This is a genomic window from Paenibacillus sp. OK003, from assembly GCF_900109515.1.
Classification (GTDB): Bacteria; Bacillota; Bacilli; order Paenibacillales; family Paenibacillaceae; genus Paenibacillus; species Paenibacillus marchantiae.
Genome location: NZ_FOBD01000004.1, coordinates 100,083 through 120,452 on the forward strand (window position 1 = coordinate 100,083; position 20,370 = coordinate 120,452).

The following is a 20,370-nucleotide window of genomic DNA, read 5'->3' on the forward strand; positions in this document are numbered from 1 at the left end:
TAAGGGGATTTGCAGAACATGAAACAACGAAATCAACGCTATTTCACTTTAACAGCAGTTTTGCTTGCGGTGTTATTATTAATTGTAGCCTGTGGCAACAAAGAGAAGTCAGGTTCGTCTGAGGCAGAACCGACGAAACAGGAACAAGCGACATCGGAAGAGTCCCAAGATGCCACGTTTACATTTAAGGATACAAATGGTGAGCAGACATTACCGCAAAAGCCAGAAAATATCGCTTCCACAGTGACATATTTGACGGATCACCTGATTGCGCTGGGCATGACGCCGAAAGCTACGGTGAAATCACAGAACGAAGATTTTCCGTTATATTTGAAGCCATTCTTAAATGATGTGGCGATCATCGGTGATCAAGGTAAGGTAAGTGCTGAGAAAATGCTCTCTCTTGGACCAGATCTGATTGTGACGGATACGAACAGCAAAGAGCAATACGAGAATTACGCCAAAATTGCTCCAACGGCCATGCTTGAGAATGGATATGTGGCACCTGACTGGCAGACGGCATTTCGGGCTACCGCTGCGGCCTTTGGTCTGAACGAAAAGGCAGAAGAAGTGATAAATACCTATGAAACGTATAAAGCTGAGGCGATCCAGAAGGTTCACGCCAAAGCAGAAGGCAAGACACTGATGGTATTGCGGATAAGAAATGATATTCGGTATTACGGAGACATGGACTACAAGTGGCTTTATGATGATTTCGGTTTCTCCAGACCGGCTGTTTTCCCCGTGACAAGCGCTGAAAGTCGCTATGAAGTGTTGTCTAATGAAAAGCTCCCAGAAATCGATCCGGATTACATTATCCTTATCAATGATAATGAAGAGATCTATAACAATCTGCAGACCTTGGGGATTTGGAAAAACATGAAGGCTGTTAAAAATAATCAGGTATTCCAGGTGGCCTCGGATTCGTGGTTTGGCGGATATGGACCTAATGCTGCTACTTCCATGCTGGATGACCTGAATCGTTTGTTCGGCGAATGATGAATGACCTAATTCGTGAGGAACTGGGGAAGCACTTTAATCTGGTGCAGGAACTGAATGGTGTACCCGTGGCATCGCTATGGGGAGAATCTATTGTTGATCCAGAGGCAATGAGAAGCTTTTTGTCCGCCTATCAACAGTTAATCGAGGGACAGGATCTAACGGTTGCCGCAGCCTATTTTACCAGTTGGTTCGGTGATGTGGCAGCTGCGCTGCAATATACCGTATCCGTCCATCATGCAGCTCCGAATTTTTCGCTAGCCAATCTGAGTATACATTTGATGAAGGAAACCGGGTATACACGAATTGCTTTTCAACTTGAGAACATGGATGTCACTCTCGCTCCGAAGCATTCGGAGGAAAGAACGGTCTGGCTTGAAGCAGAATTAAGACGTTTTTACAGTCAGACTGCACGTCCCCTCATAGAGTGTTTGTCCGAAGCTTCCGGGTTGCATGTAAGCATGTTGTGGGGGCAGTTGCCAACGGCTCTGCAAAACTACAAGGAGAATATCCATAATACGTATCAAGACAATGAAGCTCTCTTGCGTCAGTTTGCCGCTGATGAACTGGTGCTGCAAAATGGTCTGAAAGCTGATATATTTGGTCTGGTCAAGAATCCGCTTCGTGTCAGGGTTCGGATGATTGATCATCCGCTGGAGCCTTCCAAGAGACTTGCGATCAAAAACGTCTGTTGCCTGCAATATTTACGACAAGGTCGCTCCTATTGTTACACCTGTCCGCGATTGGGCAAGAAGGAACGGGCTAATTGGAAGCCCTAGACCTCAAAAGATAAAATAAAGCTGACAGGTTAATCAGCAATAAGAAAAACAGCCGCGCAGAAAGAAAAATGCGGCTGTTTTTGGCATTTATTAATGATTATCCAACGATAGAATATGTGTTTTCGTTGTAATGATCGTTCCCAGTCCTGGGATCATAACATAGTTCGGACGTCGTTGCAGGCATAATCATATGCAAGTTTATTAGTTAACTTTTAACTGCAAGCGCAGTTCAATACAGGTTTACGGGCTGCTGTTGTTTCATCCAGACGGGTAACCGGTGTGCCATAAGGGGCATTGAGCACCAGTTCTGGCGTTTCTTCTGCTTCCTTGGCAATGCGAATCATTGTATCGACGAACCCATCAAGGGTTTCTTTGCTCTCGGTTTCCGTTGGTTCGATCATGATGCACTCCTCGACGTTCAGCGGGAAGTACACGGTTGGCGGGTGATACCCAAAATCAAGCAATCGTTTGGCAACATCCAGTGTACGTACACCATACTGCTTCAACCCCCGGCCAGACATAACGAATTCATGTTTGCACACGCCTGGATACGGAATCTCGTAGTAAGGTGCGAGACGGGCCATCATGTAGTTGGCGTTGAGCACCGCACATTCAGATACCCGGCGTAAGCCTTCAGGTCCATAGGTACGAATGTAGGCATAGGCACGGACCAGAATGCCGAAGTTGCCATAATACGCTTTGACCCGCCCAATGGATTGATCGCCTTCGCGATCCAATGCATATATGCCCTCATCATTTTTGATGACCATCGGTTTCGGCAGAAACGGAATCAAGCGGCTCTTCACGCCAACCGGGCCGGCACCAGGCCCACCGCCGCCGTGCGGAGTACTCATCGTTTTATGCAAGTTCAGATGCACCACGTCGAAGCCCATATCGCCAGGCCGGGTGATGCCCATAATGGCATTGGAGTTCGCTCCATCGTAGTAGAGCAGTCCACCTGCCTGGTGCACAATGGAGGCAATCTCCTGAATGTCTTTTTCAAAAAGTCCGAGTGTGTTCGGGTTAGTCAGCATGAGCGCTGCGGTGTCCGAACCAACAGCTGAGCGAAGTACGTCCAAATCTACCAGTCCGTCTGCGCGGGAAGGGATCGTTACCGTTTCGAAACCTGCTACGGTTGCACTTGCCGGGTTGGTTCCGTGAGAAGAGTCCGGTACGATAACTTTCGTGCGCTGTTCACCACGACCTTCGTGGTAGGCACGGATCATCATGAGCCCGGTCCATTCGCCATGTGCACCAGCAGCTGGTTGGAGCGTAACGGCGTCCATCCCCGTTAGTCCGGCAAGGTCATTTTGCAACGTATAGAGCAGTTCAAGGGCACCTTGAATACTGGATTCATGCTGATAGGGATGAATTTTGGCGAACCCGTTGTAACGGGCCACATCCTCATTAATCTTCGGATTATATTTCATCGTACAAGAGCCCAGCGGATAGAATCCGTTATCTATCCCGAAATTACGACGAGACAGGGCAGTGTAGTGGCGAATGACGTCAACTTCAAAAACCTCAGGCAATGCTGCTGCTTCCGACCGAAGCATTTCCCGGGGAATCAGGGAATCCACAGCTTGACGGGGAACGTCGCATTCAGGCAATGAATAAGCGACCCGACCCGGACTGCTGAGTTCAAAAATCAACGATTGCTCCAGTGCTGGAGAGGCAGTCTGAGCAGTGACTGTTGTGATGGTTTCAGGTTGGCCCGAAGTGGAGATAGAGGTTACCGTTTCCGATTGTCCTTGTGCCGATGTTGTCGTCGTTGTCTTTGTTGTCGTTTCCTGAGTCACAGCGATCCCTCCAATACACGTGCGAATTCGTCGATCTCTTCCTTGCTGCGTCGTTCAGTGACCGCAATCAGCATATGTCCAGCAAGCTCGGGATAATCACGTCCAAGTTCATACCCGCCAATGAAACCTGCATCGAGCAATTTCAGTTGCAGTAGTTCCACTTTTGTTCCTTCAGGCAGTTGGATCACAAACTCATTGAACGTCGGTGCGGTAAATGTAAGAGAGACGCCTGGAATTGCGGTAAACGTGTTAAGGGCATAATGGCTCTTCTGCAAATTCAAATCAGCGACGTCGATCATGCCTTGTTTACCCATGATCGACATATAGACAGAGGCGCTTAGCGCGAGTAACGCCTGGTTCGAACAGATGTTGGACGTCGCCTTTTCCCGGCGGATATGCTGTTCTCGTGCTTGCAGCGTGAGTACAAAACCACGCTTGCCGTTGCGGTCCGTTGTCTGGCCTACAATTCGGCCAGGAATCCGGCGCATATGAGCCTGGGATACAGCGAAGTATCCGCATGTTGGGCCGCCGAGTGAAGCGGCGATGCCAAGGGGCTGTGCGTCGCCAACGACGATGTCAGCACCCAGCTTGCCTGGGGCTTCCAGCAGACCCAGCGATAGCGGGTTGGCGCTGACCACGAGCAGGCTCTTGTGCGCATGCGCAAGCTCTGCGGCCTGTTTTACATTTTCCACGGCGCCGAAGAAGTTCGGGCTTTGAATCATGACGGCTGCGGTGTCATCGGACACGGCGGCTTGCAGGGCATCCCAGTCTGTTACACCATTTTGATATCCAATCTCAACAATCTCCAGATTGAGGCCGTGAGCATAAGCTTGCAATACCTGACGGGATTCGGGGTGCACGGTACGTGACACAATCAGCTGTTTGCGGCGGGTTGCCGCTGCGGCCAGATTGCCTGCTTCCGCAAATGCAGTTGCACCATCGTACATGCTGGCATTGGCTACAGCCATACCTGTCAACTCACAAATGTAGGATTGAAACTCGAAAATCGCCTGCAATTCTCCTTGGCTGATCTCGGGTTGATAAGGTGTATAGGCGGTATAGAACTCAGAACGGGAGATGACATGATTAATGACGGAGGGAACGTGGTGATCATAAATGCCTGCACCCAGAAAACTGGCGTGTGTCTCGAAGTTGGCATTCGCTCCCGCTTGCTTCGACATATGACGTGTTAGTGCATACTCATCGAGTTTGGAGGAAACAGGCAGTTCGCCCTGATAGCGAATCTCCTGTGGAATGTCATGGAACAGATCCTCAATCGTTTCCACGCCGATGGTTGCCAGCATGGCACTCTGATCCTGCTCGGTCATGGGAATGTAGCGATGCTTGCTCATGCTTGATCAGCTCCTTGAGTAGGTGTCTTTGGCGCACGTGTCCGTTTATGAAAAGGGGTCTTCACGACCTCGGCTTTCAGTTTCTTGCCACGAATCTCAATCTCCAGCGGGGTACCCAGTGCAGCATATTTGCTGTCAATCAAGGCCAGCCCCAGATTACGTTTTAACGTAGGCGACTGGGTGCCTGTGGTTACTTCACCAATCTGTACGCCTTCGGCGTAAATGGGATAATGAGGACGAGGGATGCCGCGCTCCAGCACTTCGATGCCGACCAGCTTGCGGGCAGGCCCATCATTTTTTTGCTGCAACAAGGCTTCATGTCCGATAAACGGTCCTGCATTTAGCTTCACAAACATGCCAACGCCAGCCTCCAGCGGTGAGATGGTTGCAGACAATTCCTGTCCATACAGGGGCAGCTTGGCTTCAAAGCGCAGCGTATCCCTGGCACCCAGTCCTGTCGGAACGAGACCGTGACCTTCTCCCGCTTGCATCAATCCGTTCCAGACCGCAGCGGCTTGTTCCGCAGGAACATAGAGCTCAAAGCCATCTTCACCGGTATATCCGGTGCGGGATAACAGCAATGTAACGCCACATACCTTCGCATTTGCTACAAAGCGGAAAGGCTCAATCGAAGACACATCGGTATCTGTCACCGTTCCGAGAATATCGACTGCCAGCGGACCTTGCAGGGCAAGCAGCGCCGTTTGATCCGAATCATTGGTCATCGTTACGCCTGGCGTCATGTGCTGTTGCAGCCATGCCCAGTCCTTGTCGATGTTGGAGGCGTTAACCACGAGCATATAATGCTGGTCTTTCAGTTTATAGATCAGCAGATCATCGACCACGCCGCCATCCGGATAACACATTAACGTATATTGGGCCTGACCGGGAACGAGTGTTGTTACATCATTGGTGGTCATGTGCTGTAAAAAAGCTTCCGCGTGTTCACCTTGTACGGTGAATTCACCCATGTGGGATACATCAAATAATCCGGCACGTTCTCGCACCGCTTCATGCTCTTTCTGAATTCCACTGAATTGTACCGGGAGCTCCCAACCCCCAAAATCAATGCATCGTACGCCTTCATATTGCTGATAGAGTGGAAAGAGTGGGGTTCTAAGCAAATCGGACATCCAATCACCTCGTCATGGGCCGTCAACCGGCCGAGTGTATAACCGTAGATCAATGAATCTGGCAATATATTTTATTATAAAAGTAAGGTAAGGACGCTATAGGCAGCGCCGCTCTATAACCTGTTTTCGTTTTTTTTGGGAAAAAGGAAAAGGACAGGCCAAAGAACCGGCATGCCAGAAGCACGCTGTATTCTTAGGCTCTGTCCTTGGTACCTGAGAGTTACCCCGCCGCATGATGCAGCAGGTTTCCCCTTGGGTGATCATAACGCCCACACAGGGCGATTAGATGCTCTCCAGAGTTGCGTCCCGTAAAAGTCCTTTTGCCTGAGAGATTCACCTCCGCTTGTCGGTGGTTTACTCCTTCGGCGTTACCGCAAGTACACCCTGAATCGGGTGTCAAGGGTAATCTCTCCCTTTACATTCATCCGCGGGTATTGCATAGACCAATGAAAAACATTTACTACTCTCATTAAAGCCTGAATCGACTATTGATGTCAAGAACGATATCATAGAAATGAATAAAAAACCCGAATGATATTCGAAATTCATTTAATAACGTTCGTCTATTTATGAAGAGTGCGCTTACTTTTCTAATATTCACCATTATATGTAGGGAGGGTCCATTTGAGTTACAGGCATATAAGGAAGAAAATCAAATAAATTGTAAGGTATCTTGACATTTGAATCGGAAATATCATACGCTATGTTTTGGGAAAAAGGTTAAGGTCAAAGAAACGCATGCACTCATTAATGAAAAGCGAGGCGGATATCGATGAGCGAATTGAAAAGTGATTTCCTGTACAGTGAAGAGCACGAATGGGTGCAGACCGTAGGGGAGGATACCGTACGTATTGGCATTACCGAGTTCGCGCAGCATCAGCTGGGTGACATTGTGTTTGTTGAATTGCCTGACCTGGAATCGGATGTAAAAGCGGAAGACAGTATTGGAACGATTGAATCCGTCAAAACCGTTTCGGATTTGTTTTCTCCTGTCAGCGGAACGATTATTGCTGTGAATGATGCATTGCAGGATTCCCCGGAGCTGGTTAACAACTCCCCGTATGAGGAAGGCTGGATGATTGAAATTCGTGTTGAGGGCGATCTGACAGCAGCACTTTCCACATTGATGAACGCGGATGCGTATCGTAAACATACGGAATAATATGAAGGTGCAATTCACCGGTTGGATAGAGAGCTTTAGCTTGATGTAAAAGTCCGTTTAGCGTAAAAAAATGAATCGATTGATTATATAGATCCGAATGGTCATTTCGGTTATTAGGAGAATACTTAGACGCAATTGCCTCATCTGAAACAGGATGAGATAATTGCGTTTTTTCGTTGTTACTCGACGAATTAGATGGGATAAATATCAATCTAACATGTTTCATCATCATTTCTAAATGAGGTAGGAACAATTTATTTAAATAGAATAAATTTACATTTTGTATGTCATTAAAATGGGGCAATTCGTGGGTATGATACATAAAAGGGAATAACAGGTTCCAGTGCTTATACAAGCTCTTAAATATGGGACAATCCTTTAAATTTAAAATCTTGTCATCAACGTTCATGACGGAAGTAGGTTTTCATTTCGTTGTAGAAGATACCGTTTTCATTTACGATATGGTTGTAAATTAAGATTTATTGAAGATTTGTACCTTTGTTCGTCTGGATCATCGTTGTCAAAATTCAGTGGAATTAAGGTTTAATATGTTGAGGAGGTTTTCAGTATGAGTTCAGTGGACGCAAAGTCCGAAAAAAGCGGAGGAATACGGGTCGGCGTTCAGAAGTTTGGACGTTTCCTGAGTGGTATGGTTATGCCGAACATGGGTGCATTTATCGCCTGGGGTTTGATTACGGCATTGTTCATTCCAAAAGGATGGTTCCCTAACGCAGATTTTGCATTGCTGGTTGATCCAATGATCAAATATTTACTGCCTTTGCTTATCGGTTACACAGGCGGTACCATGGTACACGGACAACGTGGTGGTGTAGTCGGTGCAATCATGACCATCGGGGTTATTGTCGGCAGTGATATTCCAATGTTCCTTGGCGCCATGATTGCCGGACCATTGGGAGCCTGGGTCATTAAGAAATTTGACAAGGCTGTTGATGGCAAAATCAAATCAGGGTTTGAGATGCTGGTTAACAACTTCTCCGCTGGTATTATTGGTGGGATTTTGGCCCTTCTAGCCCTTAAAGGCATCGGGCCTTTCGTTGAAGCGATTAGCAAGGTGTTATCGGCCGGGGTAGAAGCTTTGATGAATGCTGGTCTTCTCCCACTGGTCAACTTGATCATTGAGCCAGGAAAAGTATTATTCCTGAACAATGCCATCAACCATGGGATTTTGACGCCAATTGGTACGGATCAAGCAAGAGAACTGGGTCAATCCGTATTATTCATGCTTGAATCCAATCCAGGACCTGGACTCGGCATTTTGCTGGCATACTGCTTCTTCGGTCGCGGATCAGCCAAATCTTCCGCTCCAGGTGCTGTAATCATTCATTTCTTTGGCGGGATTCACGAGATTTATTTCCCTTACATTCTGATGAGACCGATACTGATTCTGGCTGCGATGGCTGGTGGTGTGGCGGGTACATTGACCTTCATGCTGACAGGAGCTGGTTTGGTATCTGCACCGTCACCGGGAAGTATCATTGCCTACTCATTGTTAACGCCTAAGGGTGGATATCTTGGCATGTTTGCAGGGGTAGCCGTAGCTGCGATCATCTCGTTCCTCGTGGCATCGATCCTGCTCAAAACAGGTAAACAGAAGGACGACGAAGATCTGGATAGTGCGTCCAACCGTATGAAGGACATGAAAAATCAGGGCAAAACGGGCAATCTCACCGTTGATAAAGACAATCGTGAAGCTGACCGTGCGGCCGATATTGCTTCTTCGGCAGTAAAAACGGATATCAATAAAATTGTATTCTCCTGTGATGCAGGGATGGGTTCGAGTGCCATGGGTGCCTCGATTCTCCGGAAGAAAATGAAGGCAGCCGGTGTGGATGTCGCTGTAACCAACACGGCGATCAGTGAGATTCCACAAGATGCCGACATCGTCATCACACAGAAAACATTGACAGACCGGGCCAAATCCGTGGCTCCAAATGCAGAGCATATTTCCATCGATAACTTCCTGAAGAGTCCTGAATATGAGGCACTGGTGGAGCGCCTCAAATCCGACTCCTGATGAGTAATATTACAAGGAGACAGCGTGAGATCGTGGAGTTCCTGCTGGAGCATCCTCATGAGGTAACTGCTGGCGATATAGCTGTTGCGGTCAAAGTAAGCACTCGTACCGTACATCGAGAGTTGCAGATGATTGAACAATGGCTTGAGCCCCTTGGCATGAGATTGGAAAAAAAATCAGGAACCGGGGTTCGAATTGATCCCGGTTCCGATGATTTGGCCGTATTGCGCCAACAACTTGAGCTTAACGAATATGTGGAGTTTACGCCCGAAGAGCGTAAACTCTTCATGCTTTGTATTTTGCTGGATGAAGCTGAACCTGTGAAGCTGCTTGCATTGGCCTCAGATCTGAAGGTAACCGTGTCTACGGCGAGCAATGATCTGGACGATCTGGAGCCACGCATTCAGCTGGCGGGATTGAAGCTGGTTCGCAGGCGTGGATACGGGGTCAAGATCAATGGAAGCGAGCTGGCTCATCGCATGGCTATTTCCGCGCTCGCTCTTGAATATCTGGATGAATCCGATTTATTCGGTAGACATGCGGAGCAGGGAGTTTCCAAAGTAAACAGCAAACTTCTAGAAATGATAGGGCATGAGGATGTACTTAAAGTTGAAAATGCGTTATGGCAGCCGGATATTGAGTGGTTGGAAAATATCCCGGAGCGTCAATATATGAAGCTGCTGATTCAATTGTCAGTAGCCGTTGTGCGGATTCGGAAAGGTTTTGGCATAGGTCGGAGCACTCAACAGGACAAAAAAGACGTTGGAAATCCTCTGCAAGATGAGCGGAAGGTGCCGGAATATTTGGCTTCACGGTTGTGCGGCGTTCTATCTGCCCAGCTTGGGCTGGAGTTTGTCGGCGAGGAGCAGGCTTATTTTCACAGGCTGCTAGTTGAAATCGAGCAATCGATTCATTCCTCGCGTCTACTGCCCATAGACGATCTGGTCTTACTCGACATGGTTCGTTCTCTTACAGATCGAATGCAGGAGAAAACTCATTATTCGTTCCATGAGGATCGTCTGCTTCGTGAAGGTCTGATTGCCCATATAGAGCCGGTGCTGGAACGAATGGATGGGCGGCAGCTCATCCGTAATCCGTTGCTTCAGCAGATCCGAAAGGATTATGAATCACTGTTTGAGGATGTAAAGTCAGCGGTGCGAGAGGCTTGGCCCCATACGGATGTGCCGGATGAGGAAATTGGTTTTTTGGTAATGCACTTCGGTGCTTCCATGGAACGGCTGCGGGTGCTGAAGCGTGAAATCCGGGCTGTCGTCGTCTGTACGAGTGGGATCGGATCTTCACGGATGTTATCGAGCCGTCTGTCCAAGGAAATCCCCGAAATTCGGATTGTGGACAGCGTGTCCTGGTATGAAGCTGCACGTATACCGAAGACGGAATATGATCTGGTTCTCTCTACAGTGGATTTACCGATGGATAAACATCAATACTACAAGGTGAGCCCACTGCTGACGGCAGAAGAAAGTGAACGTTTAAGACACTTCATCCGGACAACGACGCTTCAGCGGGAACATAGTCCCCCACCTGAAGCAGATTCAGTGACAACAGGACGAATTTCCGATCCGGTTGGACTGGAAGCGACCCTGATTGAAATCGTACAGATTATCGGCAAGTTTCAGGTGTTCCCGCTGGATAATCAGGATATCGGATTTTATGAAACGGCGTACGCTATGTGCAGCGTTTTGCATCAATCCGGTGTATTGAATAATCCAGATGAGATTGCCAGGCTGCTGGAGGAGCGTGAAGCTGTTGGAAGTCAGAAGATTCCCGGAACTTCCCTCGCTCTGTTTCATACACGCAGTGATGGCATTCACAGTCCTTCAATTACGCTGTTCCAACTGACAGAGCCGCTTCTCCGCACGCCGGAAGACCCGGCAGGTGTCAGCCATGTGCTCTTGATGCTTGGGCCGAGACAGTTATCGAAGGAAAGTTTGGAGGTACTGAGTGAGATCAGTGCGCTATTGTTGCAGGAAGAAATGATTGCATTACTTGAAAAAGGCAACCGGGATGATCTAATTCATTACTTGTCCCAAGAACTTGCGGGATTTTACCGCAGCAAAACCGAAATTGGAGGTATTCAAACATGAGTGTGTTAACTAAAGATAAAGTCATCATGAATGCAACGGCTCAGGACAAATACGAAGCGATTCGTATGGCAGGTCAAATTCTGAAAGACGCGGGACATATCACCGCTGAATACATTGACAAAATGCTGGAGCGTGAAGAGATTGTCTCCACATATGTCGGCAACGGACTTGCGATTCCACACGGCACGAAGGAATCCAAATCATTCATCCTGTCCACAGGCATTTCCGTCATTCAGTTCCCGCAAGGTGTTGATTTTGGGGAAGAAAAAGCGTATATGGTCATTGGTATCGCCGCTCAAGGTGGAGAACATATGGAGATCCTGACCAGCATCGCAGTCATCTGCGCCGAGGAAGAGAACATGGAAGCTTTGCGTCATGCTCAAACCGCTGAAGAAGTCATCACTATTTTGGAAAGTGAAATGGAGCTATGAAGGCCCTTCATTTTGGAGCAGGTAATATTGGACGTGGCTTTATCGGTTTGATTCTGTCCCGTGCAGGCTACAATGTCGTTTTCTCCGACGTCAATCAGGAGCTGGTTACGGCTCTCCAGCAGCGTGGAGAGTACACGGTTGAACTGGCTAACGAGGCCAAGGATCTGGAGACAGTTACCGGTGTGAGTGCAATCGATGGAACCAACCTGGATACTGTTGCCCAGAACGTTGCAGAAGCTGAACTGATCACAACCGCAGTGGGTGTGAACATTCTGAAACATATTGCTCCGGGTATTGCCAAAGGACTGACGTCCAGACTGGGAACGGGTGATGTCTTCCAGCCCCTTCACATTATTGCCTGTGAAAATGCAATTGGTGCCAGCACTCAACTGAAAGAACATGTATATGGTCTGCTGGATGAGCGTACTCGCCTGCTTGCGGATCAGTACGTGTATTTCCCGGACTCTGCCGTAGATCGGATTGTGCCGATTCAGCATCATGAAGATCCATTGCATGTACAGGTAGAGCCTTTCTATGAATGGGTTGTTGACCGTTCACAAATGGCTCCTGCATTCAAACCGATTGAGGGTGTAATGTATGTGGATGATCTGGAGCCTTATATCGAACGGAAGCTGTTTACCGTTAATACGGGACACTGTATTGCCGCTTATATTGGATATGTGAACGGATATGATACGATTCAGAAGGCTATTGCCGATGAAAAAGTCAAATCCATCGTATATGGTGCCTTGCAGGAAACCGGATCCGTTTTGGTGAAGCGATTTGGATTCAATGCCGATGATCATCAGTTGTACATTGCCAAAATATTGGAACGTTTCGTTAACCCGCATCTGACGGATGAGGTAACTCGTGTAGGACGTTCACCACTGCGGAAACTGTCCCCGAATGACCGTCTGGTTCGCCCGGCTCTCCAGGCTTACGAGTATGGAACAGAGACAACACATTTGGCGATGGGGATGGCCGCTGCCTGCAAGTTTGACGTTTCCGAAGACCCGGAAGCAGTGGAACTCCAGACTACGATCCAGCAAAAAGGGATTGAAGCAGCACTCAGCCAGTATACGTCCATGGACGAGAGCCATCCTGTACTGAAACAGGCTGTAGCGCATTATCAACAAATGCAGAAGTAACGTTCTGTATTTCAATACAAAATAATATTGATTGAAGAAGAGCCTCACAGGGTTAACTGTGGGGCTCTTTATTTTGGTCTGTCTTCTTTTTATACGTATCCAGACATGTCTCGCAGATGCAGGACTTCCTGCGCTGGTCTGCCGGAATGGGGTCAAATACCCCTTCTGGGAACACAGCCCGGTTACACCAGCATTCTGAATGAGGACGACCAGCGGCATAGGAGCAGCCATTGGGCTCACCGCACAAAGGACATACAAGAACTTCTGGATTGACTTTCTTTGTATCTTGCTCAACAGACATACGAGTCTTCCTTCCCCGATGAATTTCTAACCACGCACGATCGATAGGTTTATTAAAGCATAGCAACTCAACCCATTATACCAATCCTGTGATTATTCTTCAGGGGGCAATTCAATCTTCAGTCCTTCCACATGCTTGCGACTCATCAGTTTGCGTTTTTTGCGGTTCTCTTTGGTCTCCAGCACGATGTCGAGGTCATAGTCGTCGCCCGGATAAAGTTCCTGTGCAGAAATATGCAAAGTCAGGCGTTTCTTGTGAATTTTGACTTTACGTCCACGTAGCATGACTCCGATATTTCCGCGACTGTCCTCCACATCACAGACGATGCCTGACTGGTTCAGATAAGCTGCATAGACGCGATCCCCTTTTCGGAATGCTTTGGCAGGAGGAGTAGGTTCTAATGTTTCAGGCCGATCAGCAGATTGCTCTCTTGTTTCCGTTTGTACGGACGGGCTCACAGATTTCATCTTGTTCCTTGTTTTATTTAAGTGTTCTTGTTCAACCGTACTGTTTGTTTGCGAGACACCCTGATCTGAAATGAGCTTGGATCGCTCAATAATGCGCTGTGGCATACCCAGTTTCAGTGCAATGGAATAGGCATAGCTGTCTCCGGCTTCTCCGATCCGCAATCGATAAAGAGGCTGAAGAGAGACCGTATCGAATTCCATTCGGGCATTCTCAAATCCAGGCGTGGCTGCTGCAAAATGTTTGATTTCCCCAAAATGGGTTGTGGCGATAACGGTAGCTCCACGGCTGTGCAGCTCTTCCAGCATGGCGATCGAGAGCCCCACTCCCTCACCGGGATCGGTACCGGAGGCCATCTCGTCAATAAGCACAAGTGTAGATGAATCGGCTTGCTCCAGAATGCCAATCATGTTGCGAATATGTGCAGAAAAGGTACTGAGTGCTTGCTCCAGGCTCTGTCCATCGCCGATATCAACAGCAACTTCATGATATACGGCCATCTCGCCATTTTCAGCGACAGGCACAAGCAGACCAGATTGCATCATCAAGGTGAGCAGACCCAATGTTTTGAGCGCAACCGTTTTGCCACCCGTATTCGGCCCGGTAATGATTAGTGAGGAATACGTCTGACCGATTGCAAAATCAAGCTGAACCATGGATGCACCCATAAGCGGATGGCGGGCATGATGAATCCGAACCCGTCCATTGGCATTGACACGTACAGTCCGTCCGTCCATGGTGGCCGCATATTTCGCTTTGGCGAACAGGAAATCCAGAATACCTACCGTTTCCGTATTTAACGATATTTCACGATGATAAGACTCTGCCAGGGAGGTTAAGTCACCGAGGATTTTCATCTCCTCCCGTGATTCCTCGGCTTGCAGTGAAGCGAGCTCCATTTGCAGACCTACTAACTCAGCAGGCTCGATATATACGGTTTGACCACTTCCCGATTCATCCAGCACACTGCCTTTAACGTGTTTGCGGAATTCTTTCTTAATGGGCAGCACGGTTCTTCCACTACGCTGACTAATCACATTTTCCTGCATGATGGAGCGGTGTTTGCTTATAAGAGAATCCAGCTTGCGCTTCATGCGTTCCTCATTCACCGTCATTTTTTTACGAATACGTATCAGCTCCTTGCTTGCCTGATCTTGAATGCGTCCACTATGGATACAACGTTCAATCTCGCTCAGCAGGGATTCCATCCATATCATGGATGAAGCGTAGCGACTAACTGTGGGGGCCACTTCGGATTTGCCCTCCATGTATTTCATAAGCTGTGCGCAGCTGCGAAGAAATTGGGCGAGATGGCTGAAATCACGTTCCGTAAATAAATAACCGGTGCCTAGCAGATCCATAATGGTCTCCATGCCATCCAGTGATGGAATGGGCACGCTGGCGCCGTTACGAATCAAAGCAGCCGCTTCAGCGGTCTCTTCCAGACGCATTTGAATCAGAGGAGCGTCCACCATTGGTTTCATGTCTCTTGCATAACGTTTGCCCAAATAAGATAGGGCACAGTTAGCAACGTTTTTTTGAATTTGTGGATAACCCAAACTGGTTAATGTTTTTTCATTCATGCTTGATCTCTCCTTGGTAATAAAAATGAATTTCGGTTTAAGCGATGGGACATATTCCCGGAAAACGCAAAAAGGGCGGAGAATGAACAAACGTCATTCTCCGCCCTTAACGTAGGGGAAAGTAGGGCCCGTTATAGGTCTATAAAAAAAAATCCACGCTGAACACAGCGCGGAAATAGACCCGGACACGTACAATCCCGGAGGCGATTTATGATATCCGCTGTTCTTAACTAAGTACAGGGTAGTGGCGCATCATGAAACACACGTATGCCACAAGGCACAAGTGAATCGAAGGCCAAACTCCTGAATATGAAACTTGTTAGTTAAGAACGCTCACCGACATCAAAATCTCTCCTTTGATTGAGGAATATGCAACCAATATAAACTGGAAATTGCCTTGAAGTCAACCTTCAATAATAAATAGTGGACTTGAATAACGATGGGTTTTAAAATAACAATAGTAAATTAATCCAATGAAAGCGATATTATACATACGTTTTGCATTCGATCGGGAAGCGATCCCAAAATCGTTCTCGTTCAAATCACGCAAAATGCACAAAGGAGGATGCTCTTTTTGCCTAAATACCTGCTGCGTTTGCTCTGTTTTACGATGATTCTTGGAGCCCTTCCGGTCATCGTTATTGGTTCAGTCTCCTATTCGATTGCTTCACGCGACATTGAGCAGAAGGTGCGGGAGAGTAATTTGCAGATTCTGCATCAGACCCAAATGCGGGTAGAGCAAGTATTGCGCAGCCTGCAATTATCGTCCATCCAATATGTGAATTCTCCACTGGTATTACAAGCGATGAAAAAATCGCTGGACAGCAGCGAATTTCAGGAAATTCGTGATCTGACTTCCGGATTTAATAATCTGCAATCGGTGACTAATATTGATCAGGCCTATCTCGTGAATCTGGATGAAGACTGGGTCGTTTCAATGCGTTCCTTTGGAAAATTGGATGATTTCAGTATTCGGGACCGGATAGGCTCTTATTTGAAATATACAAACAGCCTGTTCTGGGTGACGCAAAATGTGAGTTCAACCAAAGAGAGTGTGCCGGTATCAGCGGGAGTTGGTGAAGCGACACCGGAGCACGCACCTACCCTTATTTCATCCGACAACGTGGTCAGCATGGTATTCAAGATTCCGATGATACCAACGAATGTGAAACCCAAGGGATTTCTGGTTATAGACATAGCCGATACAGAGCTAAGTACATTTCTAAGCCGAAATCCAAATTCAGGAGATATGTACGTCCTTGATCGGGAGCAGAAATATTTTCTCAACGACACAGAACAAGACGGGAAATACGACGCGCTGAATCAGGAAATCCATGAAAAGGTCCAAGAGACGGGACAATCGGAGGGGTTCTTCAGTGCAGAGGTGGAGGGAAGCCAGGTGGCGGTTAGCTATAGGCAATCTCCACTCAATGGCTGGTTGTATGTGTCCGTTGTATCGCTGAGTCAGATCACCGCCCAGTCGCAGAAAATTGCATTGGTTACGGGAGTGGCTACCTTAGTCATGTTATGTTTGACGGGACTAGTAGCCATCTACGGCAGTCGCAAGATGTATTCTCCCATTTCCAGACTTCTGCAGTTTACAAAAGGACTGGATTCTCCATTGGCTCCGTCGGGACGCCGTCAGGATGAATTTATATACATCGAAGAGCGATTAACTACCTTGTTCAGCTCGGAGAAAACGATGCGTGAGCAGATGAAGGGCCAGCATGTTCATTTACAGGAATTTTTTATGACCAAACTGCTTACAGGCAAGATATCGGAAGATGACTTCAGATATCAGGGTCAGTTATATGATTTTCCAACCTCATGGTCCAGACTTGGGTTACTTACACTTCAGATCGATACCCTTGAAGGGACAAGGTATGAAGAGCAGGACCGGGATCTGCTGCTGTTTGCGTTAAACAATATGGTCGGTGAACTGCTGCCCTCTGAGATACGTTTTGCACCTGTCATGATTGATGACGCCCAGGTTACGGTGCTGGCATCCGTGTTGGATGATGAAGTACAGCTAAAAGAGTGGATGCACACTCAAGCCGAATTGATCCGTGAGCGGGTCGTGACCTATCTGAATCTGCCTGTAAGTATCGGTATTAGTCGCTCCTATTCTGCAATAGGTGATTCACCAAGGGCTTACCAGGAGAGTCGTGAGGCGCTGCAAGGCAGGGTAAGTCTGGGCAGCCGTATTATTTTGCATTACGAGGATATTCAGCCACGAGGTCAGACGGAGGCAGCGTTATATACACAGCTCAGGATGATTGAGGACCAGTTGGCTTCTGCACTCAAGCAAGGGGACGAGGAGAAAACCGATACATACTTTAAGAGGTATCTTGGATTGCTCTCAGACAAGAAGCTGCACTTTAGCGAATATCCCGTTATCATGGTTCAGCTGTTGTCCCGTGTGTATCAGCTTGTACAGGAGCAGGGTGGCAATGTCGCCGAAGTGTTGGGTGAAAAGGCCTCTATGGCTCGACTACTCAAATTGTCTACATTGGATGAAATGACGAACTGGTTCCGCAAATGTTTATTTCAACCTGTCATTCGATTCTGGCGTGAACAGGAAGAATCTCAATATCTGAATATTGCCCGGCGTATGATTCGGCTGATTGAGGAGCGATATGATCGCGAATTGTCGCTGGAAGCTTGCGCAGAAGAACTGAATTTTCATCCGGTTTATTTGAGCCGTGTGTTCAAGAAGGAGGCTGGTGTGAACTTTACGGAATACCTTGCCGAATACCGGATGGAAAAAGCCAAAACCTGGCTGCAGACGACCAATCTGAAAATATCGGAAATTGCCGAGAAACTCAATTACACCAACCCTACCGCTTTTATCCGTACATTTCGTAAAATTACGGGAACCACCCCCGGAAAATACCGGGAGCAGCAGCGATAAAAGCAACCTGCTCTGCCTGCCATGGCAGGCAGGTTTTTCTTTGTTTCAGGATCAGCCTTTATTCTGCGTTTGCAGCAGAGTTAAGACAGGAATATCGGAGGTTAAATGTGGTTCATTAAGGGCAGCAGCCCAGAATTACAAATGCCTTAAACCCTTGCTGCATAAGGGAAACCAAGAAGCTAAAACGAGATGATAGCCAGTTACCCGTTTATCCTCCACAATGAAGATATGAATTCAGGAAGTGATATTTTGTAATCGTTTCCAATGTGGGGAGGAAGACACTATGAAAGCCGAAACGGCGGCTCGGACACGACCCGCTACCCGCAGTGACAAAAACCTGCTGTGGAGGGACATTATCAAAAACCGGTGGCTCTATATTATGTTGATACCGGGCGTGCTCTACTTTGTTATTTTCAAATACATACCCATGTACGGCATTACGATGGCTTTTCAGGATTACACGCCTTACAAGGGCATCCTGGGCAGTGATTGGGTAGGGTTCAAGCACTTCCAGCGTTTCTTCGGGGAACCGCAGTTCTGGACCTTGTTCCGGAATACGTTTTTGCTAGCGATTTATAATATGGTGTTCTTCTTCCCGCTGCCAATTGTATTGGCACTGATGATGAATGAAGTTCGCCGCGAACGGTTCAAACGCTTTGTACAGACGCTGGTATATGTTCCGCACTTTGTATCCTGGGTTGTTGTGGTTGGTGTGTTCTACATGCTGTTCACAACCGAGGGTGGCGCTATTAACGAATTACTTTATAACCTGACGGGACAAAAAGTAGCTTTCCTGCTTGAGCCCGGCTGGTTTCGAACGATGATTGTTGGACAATCCATCTGGAAAGAGGTAGGCTGGGGCACGATTATTTTCCTGGCGGCACTCTCCGGTGTAGATACACAGCTCTATGAAGCTGCACGGATGGATGGTGCCAATCGCTGGCGTCAGACGTGGCATATTACGTTGCCTGCCATCCGCAGTACAATCATTATTTTGCTCATTCTGCGTCTGGGTAACTTCCTGGATACAGGCTTTGAACAGATCTTCCTGATGCTCACGCCGACGAACCGGGATGTGGGTGAGGTATTTGATACCTACGTCTACACCAAAGGTCTCACACAGGCACAGTACAGTTATAGTGCTGCTGTTGGTTTGTTCAAGTCGGTGGTCGGACTGGCACTTGTACTGGGTGCCAACACGATGGCCAAAAAATTCGGGGAGGAAGGCGTCTACTAAAGCTTGGCAGCAGACGTCCTTCACCAGACAGGAGTGAACATTAAGATGCAACAGGATAAAACGTGGGGCAACCGGATCTTTGATATCCTCAATCATGGTTTTCTACTTTTGATCGGAATCGTGACCGTTATCCCGTTCATTTATATTTTGGCCGTCTCGTTTACGAGTCCGCATGAAGTGGCCAAGGGAGGATTCATTCTTTTTCCAAAAGAATTCTCCCTCGCCGCTTACCGTTACATCTTCTCTACAGACACATTGATTCGCAGTCTGGGTGTATCGATCTACATCACTGTCATCGGAACACTGCTTAACCTGTTGTTCACGTCGCTTATGGCGTATCCGCTCTCCAGAAGATACTTGCGTGGACGTCAGCCGATCTTGCTGGGTGTACTGTTCACCATGCTGTTCAGTGGCGGCATGATCCCAACCTACTTTGTCGTAAAATCATTGCACCTGACGGATACATTATGGTCTTTGATGCTGCCTACAGCGATTAGTGCGTTCAACCTGATCGTACTTAAGAACTTCTTCCAAGCCATTCCGGACGAACTGGAGGATGCTGCCAAAATCGATGGATGTAACGATGTGGGCGTATTGTTCCGTATTGTTCTGCCTTTGTCGATGCCAGCAATGGCTACCTTCTCTCTCTTTTACGCGGTGGCTCACTGGAACAGCTTCTTCAACGCTGTCATTTATATCAACGATAGTGAAAAGTGGCCTGTACAAGTGTGGCTGCGTGAGATTGTCATCCTGGCTCAGAGCCGGATCGGGGATACCAGTATCGAAGAGACCGAGATTCAGCCGCTCACCATTCGTATGGCCGTTATCGTGTTCTCCACGATTCCAATCATGCTGGTGTATCCGTTCCTGCAAAAACACTTTGCCAAAGGAGTGATGCTGGGATCGGTAAAAGGTTGAAATTGCGCATGG

Annotated in this window: 15 protein-coding genes and 1 riboswitch; of the genes, 10 read left to right on the forward strand and 5 right to left on the reverse strand. The window is 47.7% G+C overall.

The window, feature by feature from the left end:
* Window positions 1–18: 18 nt before the first annotated feature.
* Together BMW94_RS07510 and BMW94_RS07515 are read left to right on the forward strand one after the other, a co-directional pair.
* A complete protein-coding gene (locus BMW94_RS07510) occupies window positions 19–999 on the forward strand; it encodes an ABC transporter substrate-binding protein (protein ID WP_090996517.1) in 981 nt (326 codons plus the stop codon).
* Window positions 996–1,778: a hypothetical protein gene (locus BMW94_RS07515; protein ID WP_139209322.1), complete on the forward strand. Its 783-nt coding sequence runs from the start codon at window positions 996–998 to the stop codon at window positions 1,776–1,778. Before BMW94_RS07510 ends, BMW94_RS07515 begins: the two co-directional genes overlap by 4 nt.
* Window positions 1,779–1,990: 212 nt before the next feature.
* Here the strand turns inward: BMW94_RS07515 and gcvPB are convergent, their stop codons facing one another.
* The 3 genes from gcvPB to gcvT all read right to left on the reverse strand — a co-directional run bounded on the left by gcvPB (window position 1,991) and on the right by gcvT (window position 6,062).
* Window positions 1,991–3,478 carry an aminomethyl-transferring glycine dehydrogenase subunit GcvPB gene (gcvPB, locus tag BMW94_RS07520; RefSeq protein WP_302847997.1) on the reverse strand — a complete coding sequence of 496 codons (1,488 nt, stop codon included), beginning with the start codon at window positions 3,476–3,478 and terminating at the stop codon, window positions 1,991–1,993.
* Between the two features lie 95 nt (window positions 3,479–3,573).
* On the reverse strand, window positions 3,574–4,929 hold the full coding sequence (gene gcvPA / locus BMW94_RS07525; RefSeq protein WP_090996523.1) for an aminomethyl-transferring glycine dehydrogenase subunit GcvPA: 1,356 nt from the start codon (window positions 4,927–4,929) through the stop codon (window positions 3,574–3,576).
* Window positions 4,926–6,062, reverse strand: coding sequence for a glycine cleavage system aminomethyltransferase GcvT (gene gcvT, locus BMW94_RS07530; protein WP_090996526.1), 1,137 nt, complete (start codon window positions 6,060–6,062; stop codon window positions 4,926–4,928). Before gcvT ends, gcvPA begins: the two co-directional genes overlap by 4 nt.
* A gap of 302 nt (window positions 6,063–6,364) precedes the next feature.
* A riboswitch (glycine riboswitch) is annotated at window positions 6,365–6,487 on the reverse strand.
* 347 nt (window positions 6,488–6,834) lie between these two features.
* Between gcvT and gcvH the strand changes: the two genes are divergently transcribed.
* From gcvH to BMW94_RS07555, 5 genes are all read left to right on the forward strand, one after another.
* Window positions 6,835–7,224, forward strand: coding sequence for a glycine cleavage system protein GcvH (gene gcvH, locus BMW94_RS07535; RefSeq protein ID WP_062324957.1), 390 nt, complete (start codon window positions 6,835–6,837; stop codon window positions 7,222–7,224).
* A 568-nt stretch (window positions 7,225–7,792) separates the two neighbouring features.
* Complete coding sequence (locus BMW94_RS07540; RefSeq protein ID WP_090903929.1) at window positions 7,793–9,259, forward strand: PTS mannitol transporter subunit IIBC; 1,467 nt, start codon at window positions 7,793–7,795, stop codon at window positions 9,257–9,259.
* Window positions 9,259–11,364 carry a BglG family transcription antiterminator gene (locus BMW94_RS07545; RefSeq protein WP_090996530.1) on the forward strand — a complete coding sequence of 702 codons (2,106 nt, stop codon included), beginning with the start codon at window positions 9,259–9,261 and terminating at the stop codon, window positions 11,362–11,364. Before BMW94_RS07540 ends, BMW94_RS07545 begins: the two co-directional genes overlap by 1 nt.
* Window positions 11,361–11,795, forward strand: coding sequence for a PTS mannitol transporter subunit IIA (locus tag BMW94_RS07550; protein ID WP_024633110.1), 435 nt, complete (start codon window positions 11,361–11,363; stop codon window positions 11,793–11,795). Before BMW94_RS07545 ends, BMW94_RS07550 begins: the two co-directional genes overlap by 4 nt.
* Window positions 11,792–12,943, forward strand: coding sequence for a mannitol-1-phosphate 5-dehydrogenase (locus tag BMW94_RS07555; RefSeq protein ID WP_090996533.1), 1,152 nt, complete (start codon window positions 11,792–11,794; stop codon window positions 12,941–12,943). The genes BMW94_RS07550 and BMW94_RS07555 overlap by 4 nt, the downstream gene beginning before the upstream one ends.
* 52 nt (window positions 12,944–12,995) lie before the next feature.
* Here BMW94_RS07555 and BMW94_RS07560 read toward each other — a convergent pair whose 3' ends face one another.
* Both BMW94_RS07560 and BMW94_RS07565 read right to left on the reverse strand, forming a co-directional pair.
* Window positions 12,996–13,244 (reverse strand): cysteine-rich CWC family protein, encoded by a 249-nt coding sequence (locus tag BMW94_RS07560; RefSeq protein WP_090996536.1) that lies wholly within the window; start codon window positions 13,242–13,244, stop codon window positions 12,996–12,998.
* Window positions 13,245–13,336: 92 nt separating this feature from the next.
* On the reverse strand, window positions 13,337–15,292 hold the full coding sequence (locus BMW94_RS07565) for an endonuclease MutS2 (RefSeq protein ID WP_090996539.1): 1,956 nt from the start codon (window positions 15,290–15,292) through the stop codon (window positions 13,337–13,339).
* 574 nt (window positions 15,293–15,866) lie between these two features.
* On the opposite strand from BMW94_RS07565, the gene BMW94_RS07570 reads away from it, so the two are divergent.
* From BMW94_RS07570 to BMW94_RS07580, 3 genes are all read left to right on the forward strand, one after another.
* Window positions 15,867–18,203, forward strand: a complete 2,337-nt coding sequence (locus tag BMW94_RS07570) for a helix-turn-helix domain-containing protein (protein WP_175480614.1) — start codon at window positions 15,867–15,869, stop codon at window positions 18,201–18,203.
* Between the two features lie 283 nt (window positions 18,204–18,486).
* Window positions 18,487–19,440, forward strand: a complete 954-nt coding sequence (locus tag BMW94_RS07575; RefSeq protein WP_063566889.1) for an ABC transporter permease — start codon at window positions 18,487–18,489, stop codon at window positions 19,438–19,440.
* Window positions 19,441–19,485: 45 nt separating this feature from the next.
* On the forward strand, window positions 19,486–20,358 hold the full coding sequence (locus tag BMW94_RS07580) for a carbohydrate ABC transporter permease (protein WP_024633116.1): 873 nt from the start codon (window positions 19,486–19,488) through the stop codon (window positions 20,356–20,358).
* The last annotated feature ends 12 nt before the right edge of the window (window positions 20,359–20,370 follow it).

Coding starts and splice junctions, on each gene's coding strand:
- BMW94_RS07510 (WP_090996517.1), top strand. CDS start 19: ATGAAACAACGAAATCAACGCTATTTCACTTTAACAGCAGTTTTGCTT.
- BMW94_RS07515 (WP_139209322.1), top strand. CDS start 996: ATGATGAATGACCTAATTCGTGAGGAACTGGGGAAGCACTTTAATCTG.
- gcvPA (WP_090996523.1), bottom strand. CDS start 4,929: ATGAGCAAGCATCGCTACATTCCCATGACCGAGCAGGATCAGAGTGCC.
- gcvT (WP_090996526.1), bottom strand. CDS start 6,062: ATGTCCGATTTGCTTAGAACCCCACTCTTTCCACTCTATCAGCAATAT.
- gcvH (WP_062324957.1), top strand. CDS start 6,835: ATGAGCGAATTGAAAAGTGATTTCCTGTACAGTGAAGAGCACGAATGG.
- BMW94_RS07540 (WP_090903929.1), top strand. CDS start 7,793: ATGAGTTCAGTGGACGCAAAGTCCGAAAAAAGCGGAGGAATACGGGTC.
- BMW94_RS07545 (WP_090996530.1), top strand. CDS start 9,259: ATGAGTAATATTACAAGGAGACAGCGTGAGATCGTGGAGTTCCTGCTG.
- BMW94_RS07550 (WP_024633110.1), top strand. CDS start 11,361: ATGAGTGTGTTAACTAAAGATAAAGTCATCATGAATGCAACGGCTCAG.
- BMW94_RS07555 (WP_090996533.1), top strand. CDS start 11,792: ATGAAGGCCCTTCATTTTGGAGCAGGTAATATTGGACGTGGCTTTATC.
- BMW94_RS07560 (WP_090996536.1), bottom strand. CDS start 13,244: ATGTCTGTTGAGCAAGATACAAAGAAAGTCAATCCAGAAGTTCTTGTA.
- BMW94_RS07565 (WP_090996539.1), bottom strand. CDS start 15,292: ATGAATGAAAAAACATTAACCAGTTTGGGTTATCCACAAATTCAAAAA.
- BMW94_RS07575 (WP_063566889.1), top strand. CDS start 18,487: ATGAAAGCCGAAACGGCGGCTCGGACACGACCCGCTACCCGCAGTGAC.
- BMW94_RS07580 (WP_024633116.1), top strand. CDS start 19,486: ATGCAACAGGATAAAACGTGGGGCAACCGGATCTTTGATATCCTCAAT.